This is a genomic window from Mesorhizobium sp. ORM8.1 (genome assembly GCF_053005525.2).
In genome coordinates this window covers 1,109,533-1,128,770 of the sequence record NZ_CM132600.1, presented here as the reverse complement: position 1 = coordinate 1,128,770, position 19,238 = coordinate 1,109,533, and the positions used below count along the sequence as shown (strand labels likewise).

The 19,238-nt window shown below is 63.6% G+C and carries 25 protein-coding genes and 1 riboswitch; of the genes, 16 read left to right on the top strand and 9 right to left on the bottom strand.

All coding sequences use genetic code 11. From position 1 onward, the window contains the following. Positions 1 to 3: 3 nt before the first annotated feature. The 3 genes from ACVDG8_RS05960 (at position 4) to ACVDG8_RS05950 (ending at position 2,195) form a co-directional block, all read left to right on the top strand. A complete protein-coding gene (locus ACVDG8_RS05960; protein ID WP_447253886.1) occupies positions 4 to 540 on the top strand; it encodes a DinB family protein in 537 nt (178 codons plus the stop codon). 418 nt (positions 541 to 958) lie between these two features. Beyond that, entirely contained in the window at positions 959 to 1,321 is a 363-nt protein-coding gene (locus tag ACVDG8_RS05955; protein WP_455707587.1) for a hypothetical protein, read from the top strand. A 277-nt stretch (positions 1,322 to 1,598) separates the two neighbouring features. After that, a complete protein-coding gene (locus ACVDG8_RS05950) occupies positions 1,599 to 2,195 on the top strand; it encodes a glutathione S-transferase (protein WP_447253884.1) in 597 nt (198 codons plus the stop codon). A 276-nt stretch (positions 2,196 to 2,471) separates the two neighbouring features. Here the strand turns inward: ACVDG8_RS05950 and ACVDG8_RS05945 are convergent, their stop codons facing one another. Beyond that, a complete protein-coding gene (locus ACVDG8_RS05945; RefSeq protein ID WP_447253883.1) occupies positions 2,472 to 3,125 on the bottom strand; it encodes an outer membrane protein in 654 nt (217 codons plus the stop codon). Positions 3,126 to 3,534: 409 nt separating this feature from the next. Here ACVDG8_RS05945 and ACVDG8_RS05940 point away from each other — a divergent pair, with 409 nt between their 5' ends. The 9 genes from ACVDG8_RS05940 (at position 3,535) to ACVDG8_RS05900 (ending at position 9,807) form a co-directional block, all read left to right on the top strand. Further along, on the top strand, positions 3,535 to 4,299 hold the full coding sequence (locus tag ACVDG8_RS05940; RefSeq protein ID WP_447253882.1) for an SDR family oxidoreductase: 765 nt from the start codon (positions 3,535 to 3,537) through the stop codon (positions 4,297 to 4,299). Next, positions 4,296 to 6,398 (top strand): excinuclease ABC subunit UvrC, encoded by a 2,103-nt coding sequence (gene uvrC / locus ACVDG8_RS05935; protein WP_447253881.1) that lies wholly within the window; start codon positions 4,296 to 4,298, stop codon positions 6,396 to 6,398. Before ACVDG8_RS05940 ends, uvrC begins: the two co-directional genes overlap by 4 nt. Positions 6,399 to 6,528: 130 nt before the next feature. Then, the gene (gene pgsA / locus ACVDG8_RS05930) at positions 6,529 to 7,125 is read left to right on the top strand and encodes a CDP-diacylglycerol--glycerol-3-phosphate 3-phosphatidyltransferase (RefSeq protein ID WP_447253880.1); all 597 of its coding nucleotides are present in this window, start codon (positions 6,529 to 6,531) and stop codon (positions 7,123 to 7,125) included. Position 7,126: 1 nt separating this feature from the next. Beyond that, positions 7,127 to 7,384 (top strand): molybdopterin converting factor subunit 1, encoded by a 258-nt coding sequence (gene moaD / locus ACVDG8_RS05925; protein WP_447253879.1) that lies wholly within the window; start codon positions 7,127 to 7,129, stop codon positions 7,382 to 7,384. Between the two features lies 1 nt (position 7,385). Beyond that, positions 7,386 to 7,865 carry a molybdenum cofactor biosynthesis protein MoaE gene (locus tag ACVDG8_RS05920; protein ID WP_447253878.1) on the top strand — a complete coding sequence of 160 codons (480 nt, stop codon included), beginning with the start codon at positions 7,386 to 7,388 and terminating at the stop codon, positions 7,863 to 7,865. 76 nt (positions 7,866 to 7,941) lie between these two features. Then, entirely contained in the window at positions 7,942 to 8,355 is a 414-nt protein-coding gene (locus tag ACVDG8_RS05915) for a YbaY family lipoprotein (protein WP_447253877.1), read from the top strand. Positions 8,356 to 8,381: 26 nt separating this feature from the next. Next, a riboswitch (Fluoride riboswitch) is annotated at positions 8,382 to 8,444 on the top strand. A gap of 157 nt (positions 8,445 to 8,601) precedes the next feature. Then, entirely contained in the window at positions 8,602 to 9,036 is a 435-nt protein-coding gene (gene crcB / locus ACVDG8_RS05910; protein WP_447253876.1) for a fluoride efflux transporter CrcB, read from the top strand. Between the two features lie 4 nt (positions 9,037 to 9,040). Continuing rightward, positions 9,041 to 9,454 (top strand): fluoride efflux transporter CrcB, encoded by a 414-nt coding sequence (crcB, locus tag ACVDG8_RS05905; RefSeq protein WP_447257240.1) that lies wholly within the window; start codon positions 9,041 to 9,043, stop codon positions 9,452 to 9,454. 14 nt (positions 9,455 to 9,468) lie between these two features. Further along, the gene (locus tag ACVDG8_RS05900; protein ID WP_447253875.1) at positions 9,469 to 9,807 is read left to right on the top strand and encodes a DUF190 domain-containing protein; all 339 of its coding nucleotides are present in this window, start codon (positions 9,469 to 9,471) and stop codon (positions 9,805 to 9,807) included. A gap of 52 nt (positions 9,808 to 9,859) precedes the next feature. Here the strand turns inward: ACVDG8_RS05900 and ACVDG8_RS05895 are convergent, their stop codons facing one another. The 3 genes from ACVDG8_RS05895 to ndk form a co-directional block, all read right to left on the bottom strand. Further along, positions 9,860 to 10,465, bottom strand: a complete 606-nt coding sequence (locus tag ACVDG8_RS05895; RefSeq protein ID WP_447253874.1) for a class I SAM-dependent methyltransferase — start codon at positions 10,463 to 10,465, stop codon at positions 9,860 to 9,862. A 132-nt stretch (positions 10,466 to 10,597) separates the two neighbouring features. Beyond that, positions 10,598 to 10,807, bottom strand: coding sequence for a hypothetical protein (locus tag ACVDG8_RS05890; RefSeq protein ID WP_447253873.1), 210 nt, complete (start codon positions 10,805 to 10,807; stop codon positions 10,598 to 10,600). Between the two features lie 178 nt (positions 10,808 to 10,985). Beyond that, the gene (gene ndk / locus ACVDG8_RS05885; RefSeq protein WP_447253872.1) at positions 10,986 to 11,408 is read right to left on the bottom strand and encodes a nucleoside-diphosphate kinase; all 423 of its coding nucleotides are present in this window, start codon (positions 11,406 to 11,408) and stop codon (positions 10,986 to 10,988) included. 136 nt (positions 11,409 to 11,544) lie between these two features. Here ndk and ACVDG8_RS05880 point away from each other — a divergent pair, with 136 nt between their 5' ends. Continuing rightward, positions 11,545 to 11,778 (top strand): hypothetical protein, encoded by a 234-nt coding sequence (locus ACVDG8_RS05880; RefSeq protein ID WP_447253871.1) that lies wholly within the window; start codon positions 11,545 to 11,547, stop codon positions 11,776 to 11,778. A 9-nt stretch (positions 11,779 to 11,787) separates the two neighbouring features. Here the strand turns inward: ACVDG8_RS05880 and ACVDG8_RS05875 are convergent, their stop codons facing one another. Beyond that, entirely contained in the window at positions 11,788 to 12,480 is a 693-nt protein-coding gene (locus ACVDG8_RS05875) for a glutathione S-transferase family protein (RefSeq protein WP_447253870.1), read from the bottom strand. A 59-nt stretch (positions 12,481 to 12,539) separates the two neighbouring features. Between ACVDG8_RS05875 and ACVDG8_RS05870 the strand changes: the two genes are divergently transcribed. Together ACVDG8_RS05870 and ACVDG8_RS05865 are read left to right on the top strand one after the other, a co-directional pair. Further along, on the top strand, positions 12,540 to 13,052 hold the full coding sequence (locus ACVDG8_RS05870) for a DinB family protein (RefSeq protein WP_447253869.1): 513 nt from the start codon (positions 12,540 to 12,542) through the stop codon (positions 13,050 to 13,052). Positions 13,053 to 13,493: 441 nt separating this feature from the next. Then, on the top strand, positions 13,494 to 14,285 hold the full coding sequence (locus ACVDG8_RS05865) for a GGDEF domain-containing protein (RefSeq protein WP_447253868.1): 792 nt from the start codon (positions 13,494 to 13,496) through the stop codon (positions 14,283 to 14,285). A 70-nt stretch (positions 14,286 to 14,355) separates the two neighbouring features. On the opposite strand, the gene ACVDG8_RS05860 is transcribed toward ACVDG8_RS05865, so the two are convergent. After that, positions 14,356 to 14,775, bottom strand: a complete 420-nt coding sequence (locus ACVDG8_RS05860) for a hypothetical protein (RefSeq protein ID WP_447253867.1) — start codon at positions 14,773 to 14,775, stop codon at positions 14,356 to 14,358. A gap of 263 nt (positions 14,776 to 15,038) precedes the next feature. On the opposite strand from ACVDG8_RS05860, the gene ACVDG8_RS05855 reads away from it, so the two are divergent. Beyond that, a complete protein-coding gene (locus ACVDG8_RS05855) occupies positions 15,039 to 15,854 on the top strand; it encodes a sterol desaturase family protein (protein WP_447253866.1) in 816 nt (271 codons plus the stop codon). Positions 15,855 to 15,909: 55 nt separating this feature from the next. Here the strand turns inward: ACVDG8_RS05855 and ACVDG8_RS05850 are convergent, their stop codons facing one another. From ACVDG8_RS05850 to ACVDG8_RS05840, 3 genes are all read right to left on the bottom strand, one after another. Then, positions 15,910 to 16,212, bottom strand: a complete 303-nt coding sequence (locus ACVDG8_RS05850; protein ID WP_447253865.1) for a DUF982 domain-containing protein — start codon at positions 16,210 to 16,212, stop codon at positions 15,910 to 15,912. 203 nt (positions 16,213 to 16,415) lie between these two features. Continuing rightward, positions 16,416 to 16,715, bottom strand: a complete 300-nt coding sequence (locus tag ACVDG8_RS05845) for a hypothetical protein (protein ID WP_447253864.1) — start codon at positions 16,713 to 16,715, stop codon at positions 16,416 to 16,418. A 237-nt stretch (positions 16,716 to 16,952) separates the two neighbouring features. Continuing rightward, on the bottom strand, positions 16,953 to 19,034 hold the full coding sequence (locus tag ACVDG8_RS05840) for an ATP-dependent helicase (protein ID WP_447253863.1): 2,082 nt from the start codon (positions 19,032 to 19,034) through the stop codon (positions 16,953 to 16,955). Between the last annotated feature and the right edge of the window lie 204 nt (positions 19,035 to 19,238).

Genomic DNA, 19,238 nt, shown 5'->3' with positions numbered 1-19,238 from the left:
CCGATGAGCGCCAAGACCTTGCTGAAAAGCCTGCTTGTCTATCAGGGATGGGCGAATGACGAGCTCCTGGAAAAGCTCGCAGGTCTCGATCCTTCGAGCAACGCGGAAGCGCGTCATGCGGCGATCCGGCTGATGAACCACATCCATGTCGTGTCTCGGATCTTCGCCGCGCATCTGACCGGCGTCGCCCATGGCTATGCGAGCGACAACACCGAGGAGACGCCGGCGCCGGCCGCGCTGCGCACGGCGATGACTGCCGCCGATCGCTGGTATCTCGACTATCTCGAAACCGTTTCGGAACAAGCGCTTGCGGAACCGGTCGCCTTTACCTTCACCGATGGCGACAAGGGCTGCATGACCAGGCAGGAGATGCTGACGCATGTCGTCCTGCACGGCGGCTACCATCGCGGCGAGATCGGCCGCATCCTGGCCCAGATCGCGGTCTCGCCGCCCTGGGATACTTATGCCGTTTATCTGCACAAGGCTGAACCGGCGCGCCGCCTGGCCGGTGCGCGCGAGGCTGCGCAGGCCATAGTTTGAAGCCGACGAATGTGAGCATAAGGCTCACTTTGCAACGCCAAGCTTTCGTTGCGACGACATCTCCGACTTGGGCCGGTTAACCTGCAGATATTGTCACTGGACAAGATCAAGTCGGCGTTGCCGGGCCAGTTGTCTATTGCGAGCGAACAGCTCACATTCTGTGATCAAGATCTTCCGGCTTGCGGATGGATGATCCGACGATAGAAGGCGCAGGAAAATCTCTCCTTCAGGCCGCCATTTGGAAAGTGATAGATTCGCTCACAATTTTGCGATGACATGCATGATCGTGCGTCTCGTGTAACCAAAATTCAATAACTGAAATTCATTGTGTTGCTTCGCTGGCTAGACAGTCGCGAGTCAGATATGCATGAACACGCCGGGTCACTCATGACCTTAGGCAAAACGCAAGGGGCATCGCATGGCAAAGACGACAACCAAGGCGCCGGCGGCGAAAGCGCCGGCAAAGAAGCCGGCAGCTAAGGCTGCCGCGAAACCTGCAGTGAAGAAGGCAGCGGCCCCGAAGCCCGCCGCCAAGGCTCCGGCCAAGGCAGCAGCAAAGCCGGCGGCCAAGAAGCCGGTAGCGAAGGCAGCAGCCAAGCCAGCCGTCAAGGCAGCGGCGAAGCCCGCGGCCAAGGCAGCGGCAAAGCCCGCCGCCAAGAAGCCGGCCCCCAAGGCTGCGGCCAAGCCCGCCGCCAAGGCTCCGATGAAAGCCGCCGCCGCCAAGGCGCCGGCTGCAGTGAAGAAGGCAGCTCCGGCAAAGAAGCCGGCCGCCAAGAAGTAATCGCGTAGCCTCGTGCCGCTGGCTGCGACAGGTGAGGCTGGGCGCCGTCGGCACCCCTCTCGCCAGTTCGGCATGACAGCGGGCGAAGCTGGAGCGCACGCTCCTCCTAAAGCTCTCGGAAATTTTGCTGCCAAGCAAAACTTCCGGGAGCTTTTTCGTTGCCGTGGTGCGCCAGGCGAATTCTGTAGATGCAGTGGCCGCCTTGTTTCGCGGCGCTGGCCGTTGCCCTTCAGACCGTGATCGGTCAACAGTGTCGGCAAACAACCAGGGACCGATCATGCCCAAGCTGCTCTACGCCTCCACCTCTCCCTATAGTTCGAAGGTCCGCATGGCCGCCGCCCATGCCGGCGTCGCCATCGACCTCGTGCCGGTCAAGACCGAGGACAAGCCGGCCGAGCTGATCACCGCCAATCCGTTGGGCAAGATCCCGACGCTGGTGCTCGACGACGGCCGCACGGTCCACGACAGCCGCGCCATCACCCAACATCTCAACCGATTGTCGAAGAACGCGCTCTTCCCGCGCAATTCCGACAAGCGGCTCGAAGCCGAAGTCCTTGAGGCTCTGGCCGACGGCATATGCGATTGCGCGCTGTCGATGGTCTATGAGCGGCGCACGCGGCCCGAGAGTTTTGTCTATCAGCCCTGGCTCGACCGGCAGTGGAGCAAGATCACCGCAGCACTCGACCTGCTCAACGCCAATCCCCCAAAGCTGCCGAAGAAGATCACCGCCGGCCAGATAGCGCTGCGCGCCTGCCTCGGCTATCTCGCGCTGCGTTTTTCGGGCCAATGGGAAAAGGGCCGCGGCCGGCTGGTGCGCTGGGCCGCGCGGTTTGATGAGAAGTTTCCCGAGCTGAAGGGCTGTGTGCCGGCGTGATTACAGCTGATCTCCCCCTTGTGGGGAGATGCCCGGTCCACCCTCCGAAGCTGCAGCGCAGCTGCTGCGGAGGACGGGCAGGGCAGAGGAGGGCGCTGTCCCGCCGGCCTTTCGGTGTCTGGGGCCAACCAAACACCGTCGATGAAAGTTCTACCTACCAAAGGTTCTACCTACCAAAGGCCGCGTTCCTTCGCGCCCCCTCAGGCAAGGGATAGCGCGGACGCAAAAAAAAGCCGGGCGCGAGGCCCGGCTTTTCCGTGTCTTGTCTCTAAAGACTTAGAACTTCATACCGACGCCGAAGGTGACGCGGTTGTCCGAGGACTTGACCTTGCCCTCGTCGCCGAAGCTGTGGCTGCCGAAGTCGGTGTAGCGGTATTCGACGCGGCCGAACACGTTGTCCGTGATCTTGATGTCGGTACCGGCGCCGGCGGTCCAGCCGACAACGCCCTTGCTGTCGCTGACGCCAGTGAAGCTGTCCTCGATCTTCTGGTTCTTGGCGGCAACACCGCCCGTGCCGTAGAGCAGGATTTCCGGGGTCACGGCATAGCCGAGACGGGCGCGCAGCGAGCCTTCGAGACCCGACTTGGCGTCGATGCCGTTGCTGGAACCCTTGGTGCCGTTGTAGCCGAGGTCGGCTTCAGCGCCGTAGACGAAGTTTTCCTGCTGCCAGTTGTAGCCGCCGAAAACGCCGCCGACGAAGCCCTTGGTCTTCACGTTGACGCCCTGGTCCTTGGCGTTGGCGTGACCGCCGAAGCCGTAGCCGAGGCTAATACCGGCATAGGGGCCGGCCCAGGCAGCGACTGGGAGTTCGGCAGCCGGGGCGGGAGCCGGGGGCTCTTCCGAAACGACGTCGGCCGCAAACGCGGTGCCGGCGAAGGCGAACAGCCCGAGCGCGGCGGCGAGCGGCGCGAATTTAAGATTGGTCTTCATTATATACTCCTTAAGCCACAAGACACTTAGGCTTGTTGTTCTTGAACGCCCCGGCCCGTCCGGGGGATAAACGAGCCTGGCGCTCTACGGTTCCAAATGTCGTGTTGAAATACGGCTGAAGCGAACCTGAACTTGGGTCATTCCCTGGCGCGAATGAGGCCGAAACTTGATGTTGCATCTTCGCAACAGCGAAATGTCAGCAGGCTAACTATGTTGCGCTGCACACCGCTTGGTTCAAGGGATGTCGCGACCTATATTGCGATGACGCCGCGCCCGAATCCGAGCCCAAAAATGACGCGTCCGGGCCGCTTCGCCACATTCCTGCCCTAGGTGGAAATGGCATTTAACGCTTGGTCGGTCTTATTGTGCCGACTTCGCGGAATCGTGAAGCCGATTGAGGATTGACAGCATGACCAAAGCCGCCGCCGTCGCGCTGGTGACGGGTGGAGCCAAAAGGATCGGCAAGGCGATCGTCGAGGACCTTGCCGCGCATGGCTTTGCCGTTGCCATCCACGCCAATCGCTCCGGCGCTGAGGCCGAGGCTCTGGCGAACAAAATCAAGGGCGAGGGCGGCCGCGCCGCTGTGATCGCCGCCGATCTCACCGACATGGATGCCGTGGGTGACCTCGTCGGCCAGTCGGAGGCAGCGCTTGGGCCGATCACGCTGCTCGTCAACAACGCCTCTTTATTCGTTGACGACAGTGTCGAGGATTTCGACTGGCAGGCCTGGGACCGCCATTTCGCCATCCATGTGAAGACCCCGGCGCTGCTGGCGCAGAATTTTGCCCGAGCCTTGCCTGAGCGTGAGGAGGGCCTGATCGTTAACATCATTGACCAGCGCGTCTGGCGGCCGACGCCGCGCTATTTCTCTTATGCGCTGTCGAAATCGGCGCTGTGGACGCAGACCGAGATGCTGGCGCAGGCGCTCGGCCCCCGCATCCGCGTCAACGCCATCGGTCCCGGGCCGACGCTGAAGAACAAGCGCCAGGAGGACCGTGACTTCGACAGGCAGGTCGAGGGGCTAATCTTGAAGCGCGGCCCGCAATTGTCGGAATTCGGCGCCACAATCCGCTATCTTTGGCAGGCGCGCTCGGTCACCGGCCAGATGATCGCGCTCGATGGCGGCCAGCATCTTGCATGGCAGACGCCCGATGTGACAGGCATGGTGGAATGAGTCCCACAACCCGGAAACACAGAAGCGGCGGCCCGGCTGACGACATGCCGCCCGATGTCGACCCCGATATGGACATCGAGGACGAGGCGGCTGAGGAGATCGTCGAACCGGAAGCTGTGCTCGCCGGTCCCGATGTCGCCTTCACGGCCATCGACTGGACGCCGCATGCCGGCGATGCCGACGGCATGCTCGGCGCCGAGGTGATCCAGACGTTGGTCAAGCGGCTGCCCAATCAGCCCGGCGTCTACCGCATGATGAACGCCGCCGGCGACGTGCTCTATGTTGGCAAGGCGCGCAGCCTGAAGAAGCGCGTCACCAACTACGCGCAGGGGCGCTTCCACACCGCCCGCATCGGCCGCATGGTGCGCGAGACCTCGACGATGGAGTTCGTCGTCACCCGCACCGAGATCGAGGCGCTGTTGCTCGAGGCCAACCTCATCAAGCGGCTGCGGCCTCGCTTCAACGTCTTGATGCGGGACGACAAATCGTTTCCCTACATCCTGTTGACCGGCGACCATGTTTCGCCCGGCATCTACAAGCATCGCGGCGCGCGCTCGCGCAAGGGCGACTATTTCGGGCCGTTTGCGTCGGCCGGCGCGGTCGGCCGCACCATCAATTCGCTGCAACGCGCCTTCCTGCTGCGCAGCTGCACCAACTCTTTCTACGAAAACCGCACAAGGCCCTGCCTGCTCTACCAGATCAAGCGTTGCGCCGGGCCGTGCACCGGCGAGATCTCGCATGAGGGTTATGCCGAACTGGTTTCCGAGGCGAAGGATTTCCTCTCCGGCCGCAGCCAGAAGGTCAAGACCGAGATCTCGGCTGCCATGCAGCAGGCCTCCGAAGAGCTCGACTTCGAACGCGCCGCGATCTATCGCGACCGCCTTGCGGCGCTCTCGCATGTGCAGAGCCATCAGGGCATCAACCCGCAGACGGTGGAGGAGGCGGATGTCTTTGCCATCCACCAGGAGGGCGGCCAGGTCTGCATCCAGGTGTTCTTCTTCCGCACCGGCCAGAACTGGGGCAACCGCGCCTATTTCCCCAAGGCCGATCCGGCGCTGGAAGCATCGGAGGTGCTGGGCTCGTTCCTGGCGCAGTTTTATGACGACAAGGTGCCGGCGCGCACGCTGCTCTTGTCCCAGACCGCGCAGGAACAGGAATTGCTCGCCGAGGCGCTGTCCACCCATGCCGGCCGCAAGGTAGCGATCTCGGTTCCGCAACGCGGCGAGAAGAAGGACCTGACCGACAATGCGCTGCAGAATGCGCGCGAGGCGCTCGGCCGCCGGCTGGCCGAAACCTCGACGCAGGGGCGGCTGCTCACCGGCTTCGCCGAGACCTTCGGCTTGGAAAAGCCGCCGACGCGCATTGAGGTCTACGACAACTCGCACATCATGGGCACCAACGCGGTCGGCGCCATGGTCGTCGCCGGCCCGGAAGGGTTCGTGAAGAACCAGTACCGCAAGTTCAACATCCGCTCGACCGACATCACGCCAGGTGACGATTTCGGCATGATGCGCGAGGTGATGCAGCGGCGTTTTTCGCGCTTGCTGCGCGAGCATGGCGACGAGCAGAAATCTTCCGCTGTGGAAGGCGCTGAGCCTCAGGACGACGCCGACGAGGATCTGGTCACCGGCAATGGCGGCTTCCCGGCCTGGCCGGACGTGATCCTGATCGACGGCGGCCAGGGCCAGATGACGGCGGTGCGCCAGATCCTCGCCGATCTCGGTATCGAGGACCGGGTCGTGGCCATCGGCATTGCCAAGGGGCCGGACCGCGACGCCGGCCGCGAGCGCTTCTTCGTCAGGGGCAGGGACTCCTTCATGCTGCCGGTGCGCGATCCGGTGCTCTATTTCGTCCAGCGCCTGCGCGACGAGGTGCACCGTTTCGCCATCGGCTCGCACCGGGCGCGGCGCAAGAAGGAGATGGTGAAAAGCCCGCTCGACGAGATCGCCGGCATCGGCCCCGGCCGCAAGCGGGCGCTGCTGCTTGCCTTCGGCACCGCCAAGGCGGTCAGCCGCGCCGCGGTCGAGGACCTGGTCAAGGTCGACGGCATTTCCGAGCACGTGGCCAAGCTGGTCTACAATCATTTTCATGAGAGCTGAGGATAGGGTCGTGCGCAGGGGATCCTGCGACATCACGCCATTTTTCCCTGGTCAATCGAATCTCGCCTGTTGACCCCCTACATTGGCTTCTGATTTGAGTACGACAGACGCAGGAGTTTCCCGAGACGACATGGCCCAGCGCGCGTTCAACCTGCCGAATAGCCTCACCTACGCCCGCATCGTCGCGGTGCCGCTGGTCGTGCTGTGCTTTTTCCTCGAGGGCCATCTGAAGTCGTCCGACTTCGCCCGCTGGTCGGCGCTGGTCATTTTCCTGCTCGCCTCGATCACCGATTACTTCGACGGCTATTTTGCGCGCGCCTGGCAGCAGACCTCCAACATCGGCAAGATGCTGGATCCGATCGCCGACAAATTGCTGGTCGCCACCTGCCTGCTGCTCTTGGCAGCCGACACCGACCGCCATGCCGGTATTGCCGGCTGGTCGCTGTGGGCGGCGATCATCATCCTGTGCCGCGAAATCCTGGTTTCGGGCCTGCGCGAATATCTGGCGGCGCTGAAGGTCTCGGTGCCGGTCACCCAGCTCGCCAAGTGGAAGACCACCATCCAGATGGTCGCCATCGCCTTCCTGCTCGCCGGTCCCGCCGGCGACAAGATCTTTCCGCTGACCACGCAGACCGGCCTGGTGCTGCTGTGGGTCGCGGCGCTCGTAACGCTTTACACCGGTTACGACTATTTCCGAGCCGGCCTGAAGCACATCATGGACGAGTGAGATGTCGACGAAGCTCATCTATTTCGCCTGGGTGCGCGAGCGCATCGGCAAGCCGGAAGAGGACGTCGAGCTGCCCGCCGGCATCGAAACGGTGGCCGACCTGTTGCGCTGGCTGAAAGCGCGCGGCGAGGAATATGAGCACGCGCTGCAATATCCCGAGGTCATCCGCGTCGCCATCAACCAGGAACATGTCGGCCACCGCGAGAAGATCGCGGGCGCGCGCGAGATCGCGCTGTTTCCGCCGATGACCGGGGGCTGAGATGGCCGGCGCGGTCGTGCCCGCCATCCGCATCCAGCGCGAGGATTTCGACGTCGCCGCCGAGATTGCGGCGCTGACCGGAGGCCGCACCGACATCGGCGCCGTCGTCACCTTCTCCGGCCTGTGCCGCGACGAGCAAGGCACGCTCTCGGCGCTGGAGCTCGAGCATTACCCCGGCATGGCCGAGGCCGAGATCGGCCGCATCGCGGCGGAAGCCGCCGGGCGTTGGCCATTGCAGGGACTGACCGTCATCCACCGTCATGGCAAGATAGCGCCTGGCGAAAATATCGTGCTGGTGGTGGCGGCCTCCGCCCACCGGCAGGCGGCCTTCGAGGCGGCGAATTTCCTGATGGACTATCTGAAGTCGCGCGCCCCCTTCTGGAAGAAGGAGCATCTTGTGGATGGCTCCGAGGGCGGCTGGGTCGAGGCCAAGGAGGCCGACGACAAGGCGGCCGGCCGCTGGACGAAATCCAGCAAATAACATCCCCGCGCCATCGAACGACCGCAATCCGACCCAAGCTTGCTCATCGGTTTGATTGGCTTGGCGGAGCAATCCCGTGCTGGACAGGATCGCGGAGTTCTTCATCTTCGGGCTGGTGCCGTTGGTGGTCGGCGTGCTTGCCGTGCCGGAGCTCACCAATGCCGGCGAAAAGACGATTGCCGGCGAGGTGACTTACCGCGAGCGCATCGCGCTGCCGCCCGATGCCGTGCTCATGGTGGAACTCGCCGACATCTCGCTGGCCGACAGGCCGCCAGCCGTGATCGCCAAGCGTAGAACGGCGCCCGCCGGGCAGGTGCCGATCGGGTTCGAGATCGGCTTCGACCCCAAGGCGATCGAGCAGGGCCGGATCTATACGCTGCAGGCGCGCATCGTCGTCGGGGAGCGGTTGCTGTTCGTGCCCGACGGACGCCACCTCATCGATCCGCTCAACGCCAGGCCGATGACGATCGCGATGATACGAGCCGATTGACCGCCTTGAGGTGACCGTTTAGCGTCCTCAAAAATGGGGATGGGGTTCCCCCGAAACCGCCCTTTGGGGCCGATGACTCCTGCCAGGCGTGCTTGCGCGCGGCAGGATTTGTTTTTGCCGCTCGCATCGTGCCTGACTGGAGCAATTCCAGGAAAAGTGCACTGCGGTTTTCCGTTCGGAACTGCGAAAATAGATATGCAACGTGATTCCCGCTTGGGAACCGCATTTGGAAAGGCATGTGAAGCGATGACCCTTGCGGCTTGCGCCCTGGTCCTGATCGGCGGCTTCTTCGGCGGCATTTCCCGCTTCTTCCTGTCGGGCCTTGTCGGCCGCAGCGTCGGCGAGACCTTTCCCTGGGGTACGCTCCTGGTCAACGTCTCCGGCGCCGTCGCCATCGGCGCCTTCGCCGGCGCCGCGCGGGTTCATGGCGGCATCTTCGCCGGTGACCTCTTCCGCGACCTGATCGTCGTCGGCCTGTTCGGCGGCTACACCACGGTCTCCTCCTTCTGCCTGCAGACGCTGAACCTCGCGCTCGAAGGCGAGGGGCGTCTGGCGACCTTCAACGTCGTCGCCTCGGCGGCATTGAGCGTGCTTGCCGTCGCCTTCGGCTTCTGGGCCGTCCTCTGGGTGGTTGGTTCAACCACCTGGGTGGTTGGTTCAACCATCTGGATGGCGGGCTAACATGATGGCGACAAACGACAGGCAGACGGCGTTGCGCCTCTATATGGCGGTCGGCTGCGGCGCTGCGATCGGCTCGCTGGCGCGTTTCCTGTCCGGCTATGTCATCGTCTCGGCGCTCGGCCTGAACGCGTTTTATTCGACTGGCTTCGTCAACGTCGTCGGTTCTTGGCTGATCATGTTCTTCGCCACGCTGACCCGGCCAGAGGGCCGCCTGATGATCGGACCGGCCGGCCGCGTTTTCGTCATGGCCGGCTTCTGCGGCGGCCTCACCACCTTCTCGGCGATGAGCCTCGACACCTTCATTCTTTTGCTTGAGGGCGACGTTGGGCTGGCGGCGACCTATCTTGTCAGTGTGGTTGGCTTGTCGCTCGTTTCCGCGTGGCTGGGTTACGTCATCGCCGCCAGGATCAACCGTTAAACAGGGAGGAAGACATGGAACTTCCCTCGCAATGCGTGCTGCTCAGGATCTTTTTCGGCGAGGACGACAGGTCGGCCGACGGCAGGCCGCTGCATGAGGCGATCGTGATCAAGGCGCGCGAGACTGGCATGGCGGGCGCCACCGTGCTGAGAGGTCCGCTCGGTTTCGGCCGCTCCAGCTTGCTTCACACCGCCAAGATCCTGCGGCTGTCGCAGGACCTGCCGATCGTCGTCGAGATCGTCGACGCGCCGGAAAAGATCGACGCGCTGATCCCTGAGATCAAGGCGTTGACCAACAGCTGCCTGATCACCAAGGAAAAGGTCGAGGTCATCCGCTACGGGGAAGGTGAATAGGGCAGTAGGGCAGTAGGGCAGTAGGAATATGTCGGCGCCGATCCGAGCTCTCCTACTGCCCTGGCTCAAACACCGCCCCATAGTGATAGGGCGGCACATCGATAAGCGCCGTCAGCCGCAGGCCGCCTGCTTCGGCGTCCGCGATAGTCTGCTCCGGCGAGAGCCGGAGCTCGGTTTTCGGCCCTCGCGGCTCGCCCAGCACCGTCGTCGTCTCGCGCTGACGCTGGTGCCAGTTGACGATCACGAAGCGCCCCGCCGAGGAAAGGACTGCGGCGACTGCGCGCGCCAGTCGCGGGCGGTCGGGCACGCCATGGAAGGCATTGGCCATGAAGATGAAGTCGGCGGGCCGCGATACCAGGCCGGCAAGCCCATAGGCATCACCTGCGACGAATTCGCAATTGGTGATGCCGCACCCGGCAAGCCGGCGGCGGGCGAGGTCGATCTGCCCGGCATCGATATCGATGGCGGTGACATGCTCGGCAAGCCGCGCCATCGGCAGCGTGAACCAGCCGTCGCCGCAACAGAGGTCGACCGCGTCCAGGGCCGGCCTGAAACCTGTTGCCGCGAGCACGCCGGCGGGATCGGGCCACAGCGCCTCCCACCAGGTTGCGGACGGCATCTCCGTGCCCTGGAAGAAACCGGGAATGGTGCTGGTCATGGCCGAAGGCATCTCCCATCCGCGGGAAGCGGAAAGGCCAATTTAATCCATGCCGCCAGAAAACAGGCGGCAGAAGCGACATTTCATAAGAAACAAGGACCTGGAACGGGCCAGGGCCTTCGATCCCGTTGGCTACCGCATGCGGCGCAGGCGCCTGCTGATCGTGTCCTCATCGAAGATGCCGGCGGAAAAGAGCCTCATGGCCTCGACTGCCAGGGCCGAGGCCTCGGCACTGCCGACGCATATGCCGCGTTCTTCGCAAACCTGGTCATAGATACGCTTCAGCAGGACGAGATCGTCCGGATATGCGGCGTCGCTGTATGAAGCATGAGCATTGAGCATTCTCTCCTCCCTGCTCTGGGGCGGAAGCGCGATCGTCGGCCGCGATCGGTGACGCCCAGGTCGATTTTGCCGATTCCGAAACCTAGGGTGTCGACTTGGCGAGACCATACCCGTCAAGCAAAAAAACGGCCCGGTCGAACCGGGCCGTTTTGATCCGTCAAAAACCGAAGCTTGCGGCTCAGCCGACGATCTCGGTGTCGGAGAACCAGTACTTGATCTCCTGCGCGGCCGTCTCGGCGGCGTCCGAGCCATGCACCGAGTTCTCGCCGATCGACAGCGCATGCACCTTGCGGATGGTGCCTTCGGCGGCGTTGGCCGGGTTGGTGGCGCCCATCACTTCGCGATTGCGGGCAATGGCGTTCTCGCCTTCCAGCACCTGGACGATCGTCGGAGCCGACGACATGAATTCAACCAGTTCGCCGAAGAACGGACGGTCCTTGTGGACGGCGTAAAAACCTTCCGCCTCGCGGCGGCTCATCCACACGCGGCGCGAAGCGATGACGCGCAGGCCGGCGTCTTCCAGCATCTTGGTGATGGCGCCGGTGAGGTTGCGCCGGGTTGCGTCCGGCTTGATCATCGAAAAAGTGCGTTCGAGCGCCATGTGTCGTCCTTGTTGTGGAATTGGAGTGGCGGGCTCTATACAAGCCGCCCGACGCCTTGCCAAGGGGAGGGCGGCATCTGGCCATGCGACGTTGTTTGCGGGATAATTAGACGGCTGCGTTGGCGCCGGCCTGTGAATGCCGGCGCCCGTGGCGGCGGAGTTCGCGGCTATGCACTGGCCTTATTTCAGACGTGGCGACATTGCCGGCATTCTTTTGATGGCCGCGGTTTTTGCCGTGCTCGGCTACGCGCTGCTGTTTCATCCCCAGCGCGATCAGAATTTCGGTTTTGGCCCCGAATGGCAATGCACGCCCATGGGGAGGGGCGACCCGATCTGCGTCAAGCTGGTCGACAAGAATGAGACAAAGTAGCTGGCGAGATCACGCCGCTGCCTCGACCTCCCTGCCGATCCCGCCATGCAGGTCGAGGCAGCGCTCGAACCATTGCGCGACGCGGTCGCTGCCGTCGAGCAGCTTGTAGGGCGAAGCGACGCGGCCCCATTGCAACGCGCCGAAGACGATGTAATCGGCAAACAGCGGCGCCTCGCCGCCGAGGAAAGGCTGCAGGCCGAGCGTCGCGCGCAGCGGCTCCAGCGAGGCGCGGAAGGCGGAAAGTCCGGCGTCGCGGTCCGCGATAACCTCTTCCAGGGGCTTGCCGTAACGCTGCTCGCGGCTTTCGCGGAAATAGACGGCGTTGACCTCGTCCTGCATCGCATGCAGGTCGGTCAGCGCCACCGTCGCGACATAGGGGTGGATGGTGAGTTGCGACCAGCGCTCGATGAAGCGCGCCATCGCCTTGCCGCCTTCGCCGCCGAACAGCGTCGGCCGGTCCGGATAGGCTTCGTCGAGATAGAGCGCGATGGCGAAGGAATCGGTCACCACGCGCTCGCCATCGCGGATCACCGGCACCGTCTTCGACACGCCGCCTTCGACCTTGGGCACCTCCAGGAAGCGGGTCGGCACCTTGATGGCGGTAAGCCCTTTATGGGCGAGCGCCATCTTGGTCTTCCAGCAATGCGGGCTGAAAGGACGGGCGACGTCATGGCCGACGAGGTCATAAAGCACAATGGTCATTGGCGGGTCCGTTGCTGCGGGTTACGAAGGGCCGGGATTCGGTTGTGAGCGGTGGAAGAATGAAACAGCATTTCATGATGTTCGCGACCTATAATCAATGGGCCAACGGCCGTCTTTATGATGCCGTGGCCGATCTTGACGAGGAGGAGCTTGGCCGCGACGTCGGCGCGTTCTTCGGCTCGATGCTGGGCACGCTCAACCACCTGCTTGCCGCCGACCGCGTCTGGATGAAGCGTTTCACCGGCGAGGGCGACGCGCCTTCCAACACGGCGGCCATCCTCTACCGCGGTTTGCCGGCCCTGAAACTGGCGCGCGAGGCCGAGGACAAGAGGATCGTCGATTGGTTGGACGGCATGAGCGACAAGGCTCTCGCCGGCCGGTTCTCCTATACGACGCTAACCGACATGCGCACCGTCTCGCAGCGGTTGTCGCCGGCACTCGGCCATTTCTTCAACCATCAGACCCATCATCGCGGCCAGGCGCACATGGTTCTCACGGTGCTCGGCCGGCCGTCGGTGCCGCTCGACCTGATGCTGTTCCAGCGCTCGGAGGAAGGGCGCGCTTACGCCTGACGAGCACGTCTCGAGAAATTCGCATGCATGTCGCCCAAAACTGCGCAGCTTTTTTGGGACAACGACATGCATCAAGCAAAAGACTAACACATGATCCGCGCCAAGGTTCGGCAGCGATCATGTGTCAGGTCCTGAGTGCCATGCCGTTTCCCGCTGCCGCGTGAGGCGGCACCGGCAACGGCTCAGCCGGGAGTGTCGGACCAGCCGTGAGGCTCTGCGGCACTCTCCTACCGCGTCGCCGACCCGGCTGGCGGCGCGCTGACGAGAACCTCCGGCCAGTCGGAAAGCCTGGTGGGCTTTCTGGCGTCGTTGGCTTTCCGGTTGTGCCGGGCCGTGCGGGTGCTGGGGTGGGAATTAACCAAGTTGGCGGGCCAGCACGTGTATTAGCAGTTCGTTTGCCTTCTCGCGCCAAAATGGACATGACGCAACGGGAGCAATGGCATGCGCATCGATTTGTCCCCGACGAGCTGGGGCAGGGTCGTGGTGGTCACCGCCGCCGGCACCGCCTTTTTCATTGCCACGGCCTTCTTCGTCGATTCCTTCAATTTCCCCTCGCTGTCGCCGCAGGCGCTGCGTTGGGCGCAGCTCACGGATCTCTTCCTGCCATTGATCCTCGGCGGCTCCTTCCTGTCCTTCCTGATGTGGAAGCTGCGCCAGCTGGCGGTCGCCCAGAAGGAGCTCAGCGTCATTGCCGCGACCGACAGCCTGACGACGGTTTTCAACCGCGGCGCCTTCTCGATGCTGGTCGAGGCCTATCTCGACCAGGCGCACCGCCATGCGGTCGCCGACACCGGCGCGCTGCTGATCGTTGATGCCGACCACTTCAAGTCGATCAACGACCGCCTCGGTCACGATTGCGGCGACCAGGCGCTCAAGCTGATCGCCACGACGATCAAGGGGCAACTGCATGGCGCCGACATCGTCGGCCGCATTGGCGGCGAGGAGTTCGCGGTCTTCCTTCCCGGCGCCGATGCCGCACGTTCGTTCCTGGTCGCCGAATCCATCAGGCGGCGCATCCGTGAGGCCGAGTTCGCGCCCGACGGCCGGCGCTGCCCGCTCTCGGTCAGCATCGGCGGCATCGCTTTCAGCGGACCCACCACCTATGCCAGCATGTTCCAGATTGCCGACCGGCACCTTTACAAGGCCAAGTCCAACGGCCGCGACCAGGTGAGCTTCGAAAGCTTCAACCCACGCAACGGGCATCCCGGCGACGCCTTGCGCGTGGTCCACTAGGGCTATTGACGCCGCCTCGCGAGCGGTGGCTTGGCGTTTTCGGTTCTTACGGACCAACTGCCCGCAATGGTCAGCGATGACCACGATTGAGCAGCGGCCGGTGCTGGCGGATCAGCTGGCGCTCGACATCGAGATAGGGCCTGACCAGGCCTGCCGCCGTCAGCGTCGGCTCCGGCCGGTGCACCACCGCCGTCAGCATGCCGTGCTCGGTGAGCAGGCCGAGCCATTTCAGCGCCTCCCATTTCGGTGTCGCGCCGCCGCGCCCGGTGAGGCTGCGGTTGATATAGCCCGGATAGGAAAGCAGACGCTTGCCGGCCGACGCGCCGCAAGTGCCGATCCTCACGGGCTTGCCGTCGGCGGTGATCCACGCGTAGACGGCTTCGCCGAACTCGCAAATTTTCTGGTCGGTTATGGTCACCCGGATCGACGATTTGTCCCGGCTGAGCCGCATTTCCGCCGCCGGCTTGAACTGCTCGCGATCGAGAAACATTCGCTCTCCCAATGTATGTCGCCCAGAAGTGCGCAGCGGCTCTGGGACAACGACATGCATCAAAACAAAGACTTGAAGCGTGTCCGCAACTGGCATGAGCAACGCGAACGGTCCGTGCGGTGTTTCACGCAGCGGTCGAAAAAGTTTCACGGGATTCCCTGACAGCGGCGCGCTGTGAGAATGCAAGGCACATCATCAACCGTCCATTCATCCCTTCACCGCTAGTGTTGGCGGCTGATCCTGGCCAAAACTCGCGAGTGACCGTGTTCGCTTTCATCGACTTCAAGGCGGTGCTGATCATCGCCCTCATCTTCATTCCGCTGGAGCATTTGCTGCCGCTGCATCGTGAGCAGTCGCTAACGCGCAAACACTGGCTGAACGACGTCTTCTGGATGCTTTTCAACGGCATCCTCATCAAATTGGGCATGCTGGTGGTGGTCGGTACCGTGATGCTGTCGATCGCGGGTGTCGTTCCGGAAGCCGTCGCTGCTACGGTTCAATCGCAGCCGGTCTGGCTGCAGGTGGTCGAGGTTCTGCTGATTGCCGATACGGGTTTCTATCTTGCGCACCGTACCTTCCACGCGATACCGTTCCTGTGGCGTTTCCACGCCGTCCATCACTCGATCGAGGAGATGGACTGGCTTGCCGCGCACCGCGTGCATCCAGTGGACCAGGTCCTGACCAAAGCGGCCTCATATATTCCGGTGTTCGCGCTGGGTTTTTCCACCGAGGCGTTTCTGATCTATGCGCTGATCTATCACTGGCAGTCCGTATTCATCCACACGAACACCCGCATCAAATTCGGGCCCCTGAAATTGCTTCTCGCCTCGCCGCAGTTCCACCACTGGCATCATGCCAACGAGCCTCAGGCCTATGACAAGAATTTCGCGGCACAGCTGCCGTTCATCGACCTGATCGGCGGCACCTTGTTCATGCCGGAGCACATGCCGAAGAAATACGGCGTCGACGAGCCGGTGCCGCAGCTCTACCACCAGCAGCTCATCTATCCGTTTGTCGCCGATACCGAGCCGGCCGCGCCCATCGCCGAGGCAGCGCCGGCCGCCGCCAAGGCGGAATAGCATAAAACCCGCCGAACGTCGGCGGGCTCTGCAGCGCATCTGCCGAGACTCACGCTCAGGCGGCAAAACCGCCATAACCGCGTGCCACCGGCTTCACCGAAATGATCGGCTGCTCGGCGGGCCACAGCACGCCTGCCGTCACCGCGAAGGTGATCAGCGCATCGCGTGCCGCTTCAGCGGAGATTTCACCCGCACGCGCGGCCTCGCAGGCCTTTACAGCGGCGCCGTAGCTGAGGCGCCGGCGCGACGGCGGGAATTCGGTCAACAAGTCGTGCATGTCGGACAGCGAGGCAATCATGCGCTTGTGGCCAGCGCCGACGCTGACGGCGACCGGAGTGAAGAACATCCTGTCGTACATTCGGACCTCGTCAATTGGCTGCGCGGGATGGCGGGGCTGTCATCCTGCGGTCTGGTGGGACGCGCTGACAACGCATCGTGCGCCGAGAGGTTCCGCACATGTCGACTTTTCTCAGGCAGAGGCCCGCCTGGCCATCGCACAACAAGGGGTCGGGCCGCTGCCTGTGCCGGCAACGGCTCGATCCGAAACGTCAGTTCGCAAACCTACCAGTCATTGCCCCTGCAGACCTTGACCTCGCGGATCACCGGGCGCCCGTGATGCCAACGCTTCTCGATCTGTATGCGGCATCTGCGATCGTGCCAGCGGTCGCGGTCCCGCCAGCGGTCGCGGTCGCGCCAGTGGTCGCGGTCTCGATGGTGGTGGCGCCAGTAGCGTTCATCATGGCGCATATTGTCGTTGTCCGTGGTGATCACCAGGCTTGCCGCCTTCGACGGCACGGACATCGCCGGGAGAGCCGAAATGGACATTGCAGCCGCAATGGCTGCGAGCATAAGGGTCTTCATAAATCCCACTCCTCTGACTGGAACCAGCTAACAAAAAAGTTCTTACGGGAATAAAGTTCTGACGGGAAAAGCTTTCGCGCCGTGGAAGGTTCCATGGCGTCTTTTGGAAAAATGACTGGCCGCATTCTCGGGAATGGTTACCGGGACGATCGCAAGTGTTTGCCGGCGGGACTGAAAGTCCGAACAAATACAGCGCGTTGCCCAGCTTCGGCGCGGCCGTGATTGTTGATTGGCGACTTATTTCCACATGCCGCGCATGCGCGCGCCGAGATCGACCTTGACCCCCGGCCTCTGGCGCGGGTCGTCCTTGAGGGCCGCACTTGCCCAGGACGACTGCTCGAAGGCCGAAAGCATCGAAGCGGGGATGAAGCGGGTGCGCGAAGCATAGACATGGCGGTCGCCGCGCGCCGGCTGGTTGTGCGGATAAAAGCGCTGCGGCACCACCAGATGCAGGCTGTCCTTGGCCCGCGTCATCGCTACATAGAGCAGCCGGCGCTCTTCCTCGATATCTTCCTTGGTGCCGACGCCGAGATCGGCCGGAATGCAGCCGTCGACGGTGTTGAGCACAAACACGTTCTTCCATTCCTGGCCCTTGGCCGAATGGATGGTCGACAGGATGAGATAGTCCTCGTCGCGATGCGGCGGTCCGGCCTGGTCGCTGGTGGCGTCCGGCGGATCGAGCGTCAGCTCGGTCAGGAAACGTTCGCGTGACGGATAGCCGGCCGCGATCTGCTCGAGCTGCAAGAGGTCGGCGCGCCGCGTGATCGCGTCCTCATGGATGCGCTCCATATGCGGCTCGTACCACAGCCTGATCCGCTCCAGGTCGGCCGGCCATTTGGGGCCGGTGCGCAGCCCGCTGTAGATGTCGAGGAACACCGGCCAGTCCCCAGCCGCGCGCTGCGGCGGCCGGAAGCGGGCAAGGCCCAGCGTCTCGTCCAGCGACGTCGCCATCGCCTCGACGATCTGCGAGGCGGCCGAAGGGCCGATCCCCGGCATCAATTGCAGGACGCGAAAACCGGCGACGCGGTCGCGCGGATTCTCGGCGAAGCGCAGCATCGCCAGCATGTCCTTGACATGCGCGGCGTCGAGGAATTTCAGGCCGCCGAATTTGACGAACGGTATGTTGCGGCGCGTCAGCTCCACTTCCAGCGGGCCGCTGTGGCTGGAGGTGCGGAACAGCACCGCCTGCGCCTTCAGCGCCGTGCCGGCCTCGCGCTCGGCAAGGATCGCCTGGCAGACGTAGTTGGCCTGTTCGCCCTCGTCGCGCACGCTGACCAGCTGCGGCTTGTGCGACGACCGGCGCTCGGTCCAGAGGTTCTTGGTGAAACGCTCGCTGGCCTCGCCGATCACCTTGTTGGCGGCGGCCAGGATCGTCTCGGTCGAGCGGTAATTGCGCTCCAGCATGACGATCTCGGCGCCTTGCGCGAACTGCTTTGGGAAATCGAGGATGTTGCGAACTTCCGCGGCGCGGAAGGAATAGATCGACTGCGCGTCGTCGCCGACCACGGTCAGGCCCGCGCCGTCCGGTTTCAGCGCCAGCAGGATCGAGGCCTGCAGCCGGTTGGTGTCCTGGTATTCGTCGACAAGCACATGGTCGAAGCGCGAGGAAAGATGCGCCGCGATCTCCGGCTCCGCCGCCATCTGCGCCCAGTAGAGCAGGAGGTCGTCGTAATCGAGCACGTTCTGCGCCTGCTTGGCCTCGACATAGGCCGCGAACAGCGCCTTGAGCTGCTCCGCCCAGGCCGCGCACCAGGGGAAGGCGGCGCCCAGCACTTCGCCCAATGGCGCCTGCGCGTTCACCGCGCGCGAATAGATCTGCAGGCAGGTGCCCTTTGTCGGGAAGCGGCTTTCGGTCCTGGAAAACCCCAGCTCGTGCCGGGCAAGGTTCATCAGGTCGGCCGAATCCTCGCGGTCGTGGATGGTGAAGGCCGCAGCGAGGCCGATCTGCTCGGCATAGTCGCGCAACAGCCGGGCGCCGATGCCATGGAACGTGCCGGCCCAGGCCAGCGCATCGGCGATGATGGCGGCGTCGCGGCCCAACACCTCGCCGGCGATGCGCTCGACGCGCTTGGCCATCTCGGACGCCGCGCGGCGCGAGAAGGTCATCAACAGGATGCGGCGCGGATCGGCGCCCTTGACGATCAGATGCGCCACGCGATGCGCCAGCGTGTTGGTCTTGCCGGAGCCGGCGCCGGCGATCACCAGCAGAGGCGCCGCCACCTTGCCGTCGCCATGCATCACCGCCAGCCGCTGCTCGTCGTTCAGCCGGATAAGGTAAGCGGGTGCTTCAAAGGACGAATCACGGGCGGCAAGGTTCATCGCCCATCAAGCATCGTTTCCGCTTTGTTCGCAACGGGATAAAGCCGGTCTCCTTGCACCGGCGATTCGCGAAACCCGATACGACAGCCAATCTCCCCCTCGTGGGGGAGATGCCCGGCAGGGCAGAGAGGGGCGCTGTCCCGCCGGCATAGGGTCAATGGCCAAGCGTATCGCGATCGATGGAGTCAACAGGCTTGGTCCAGA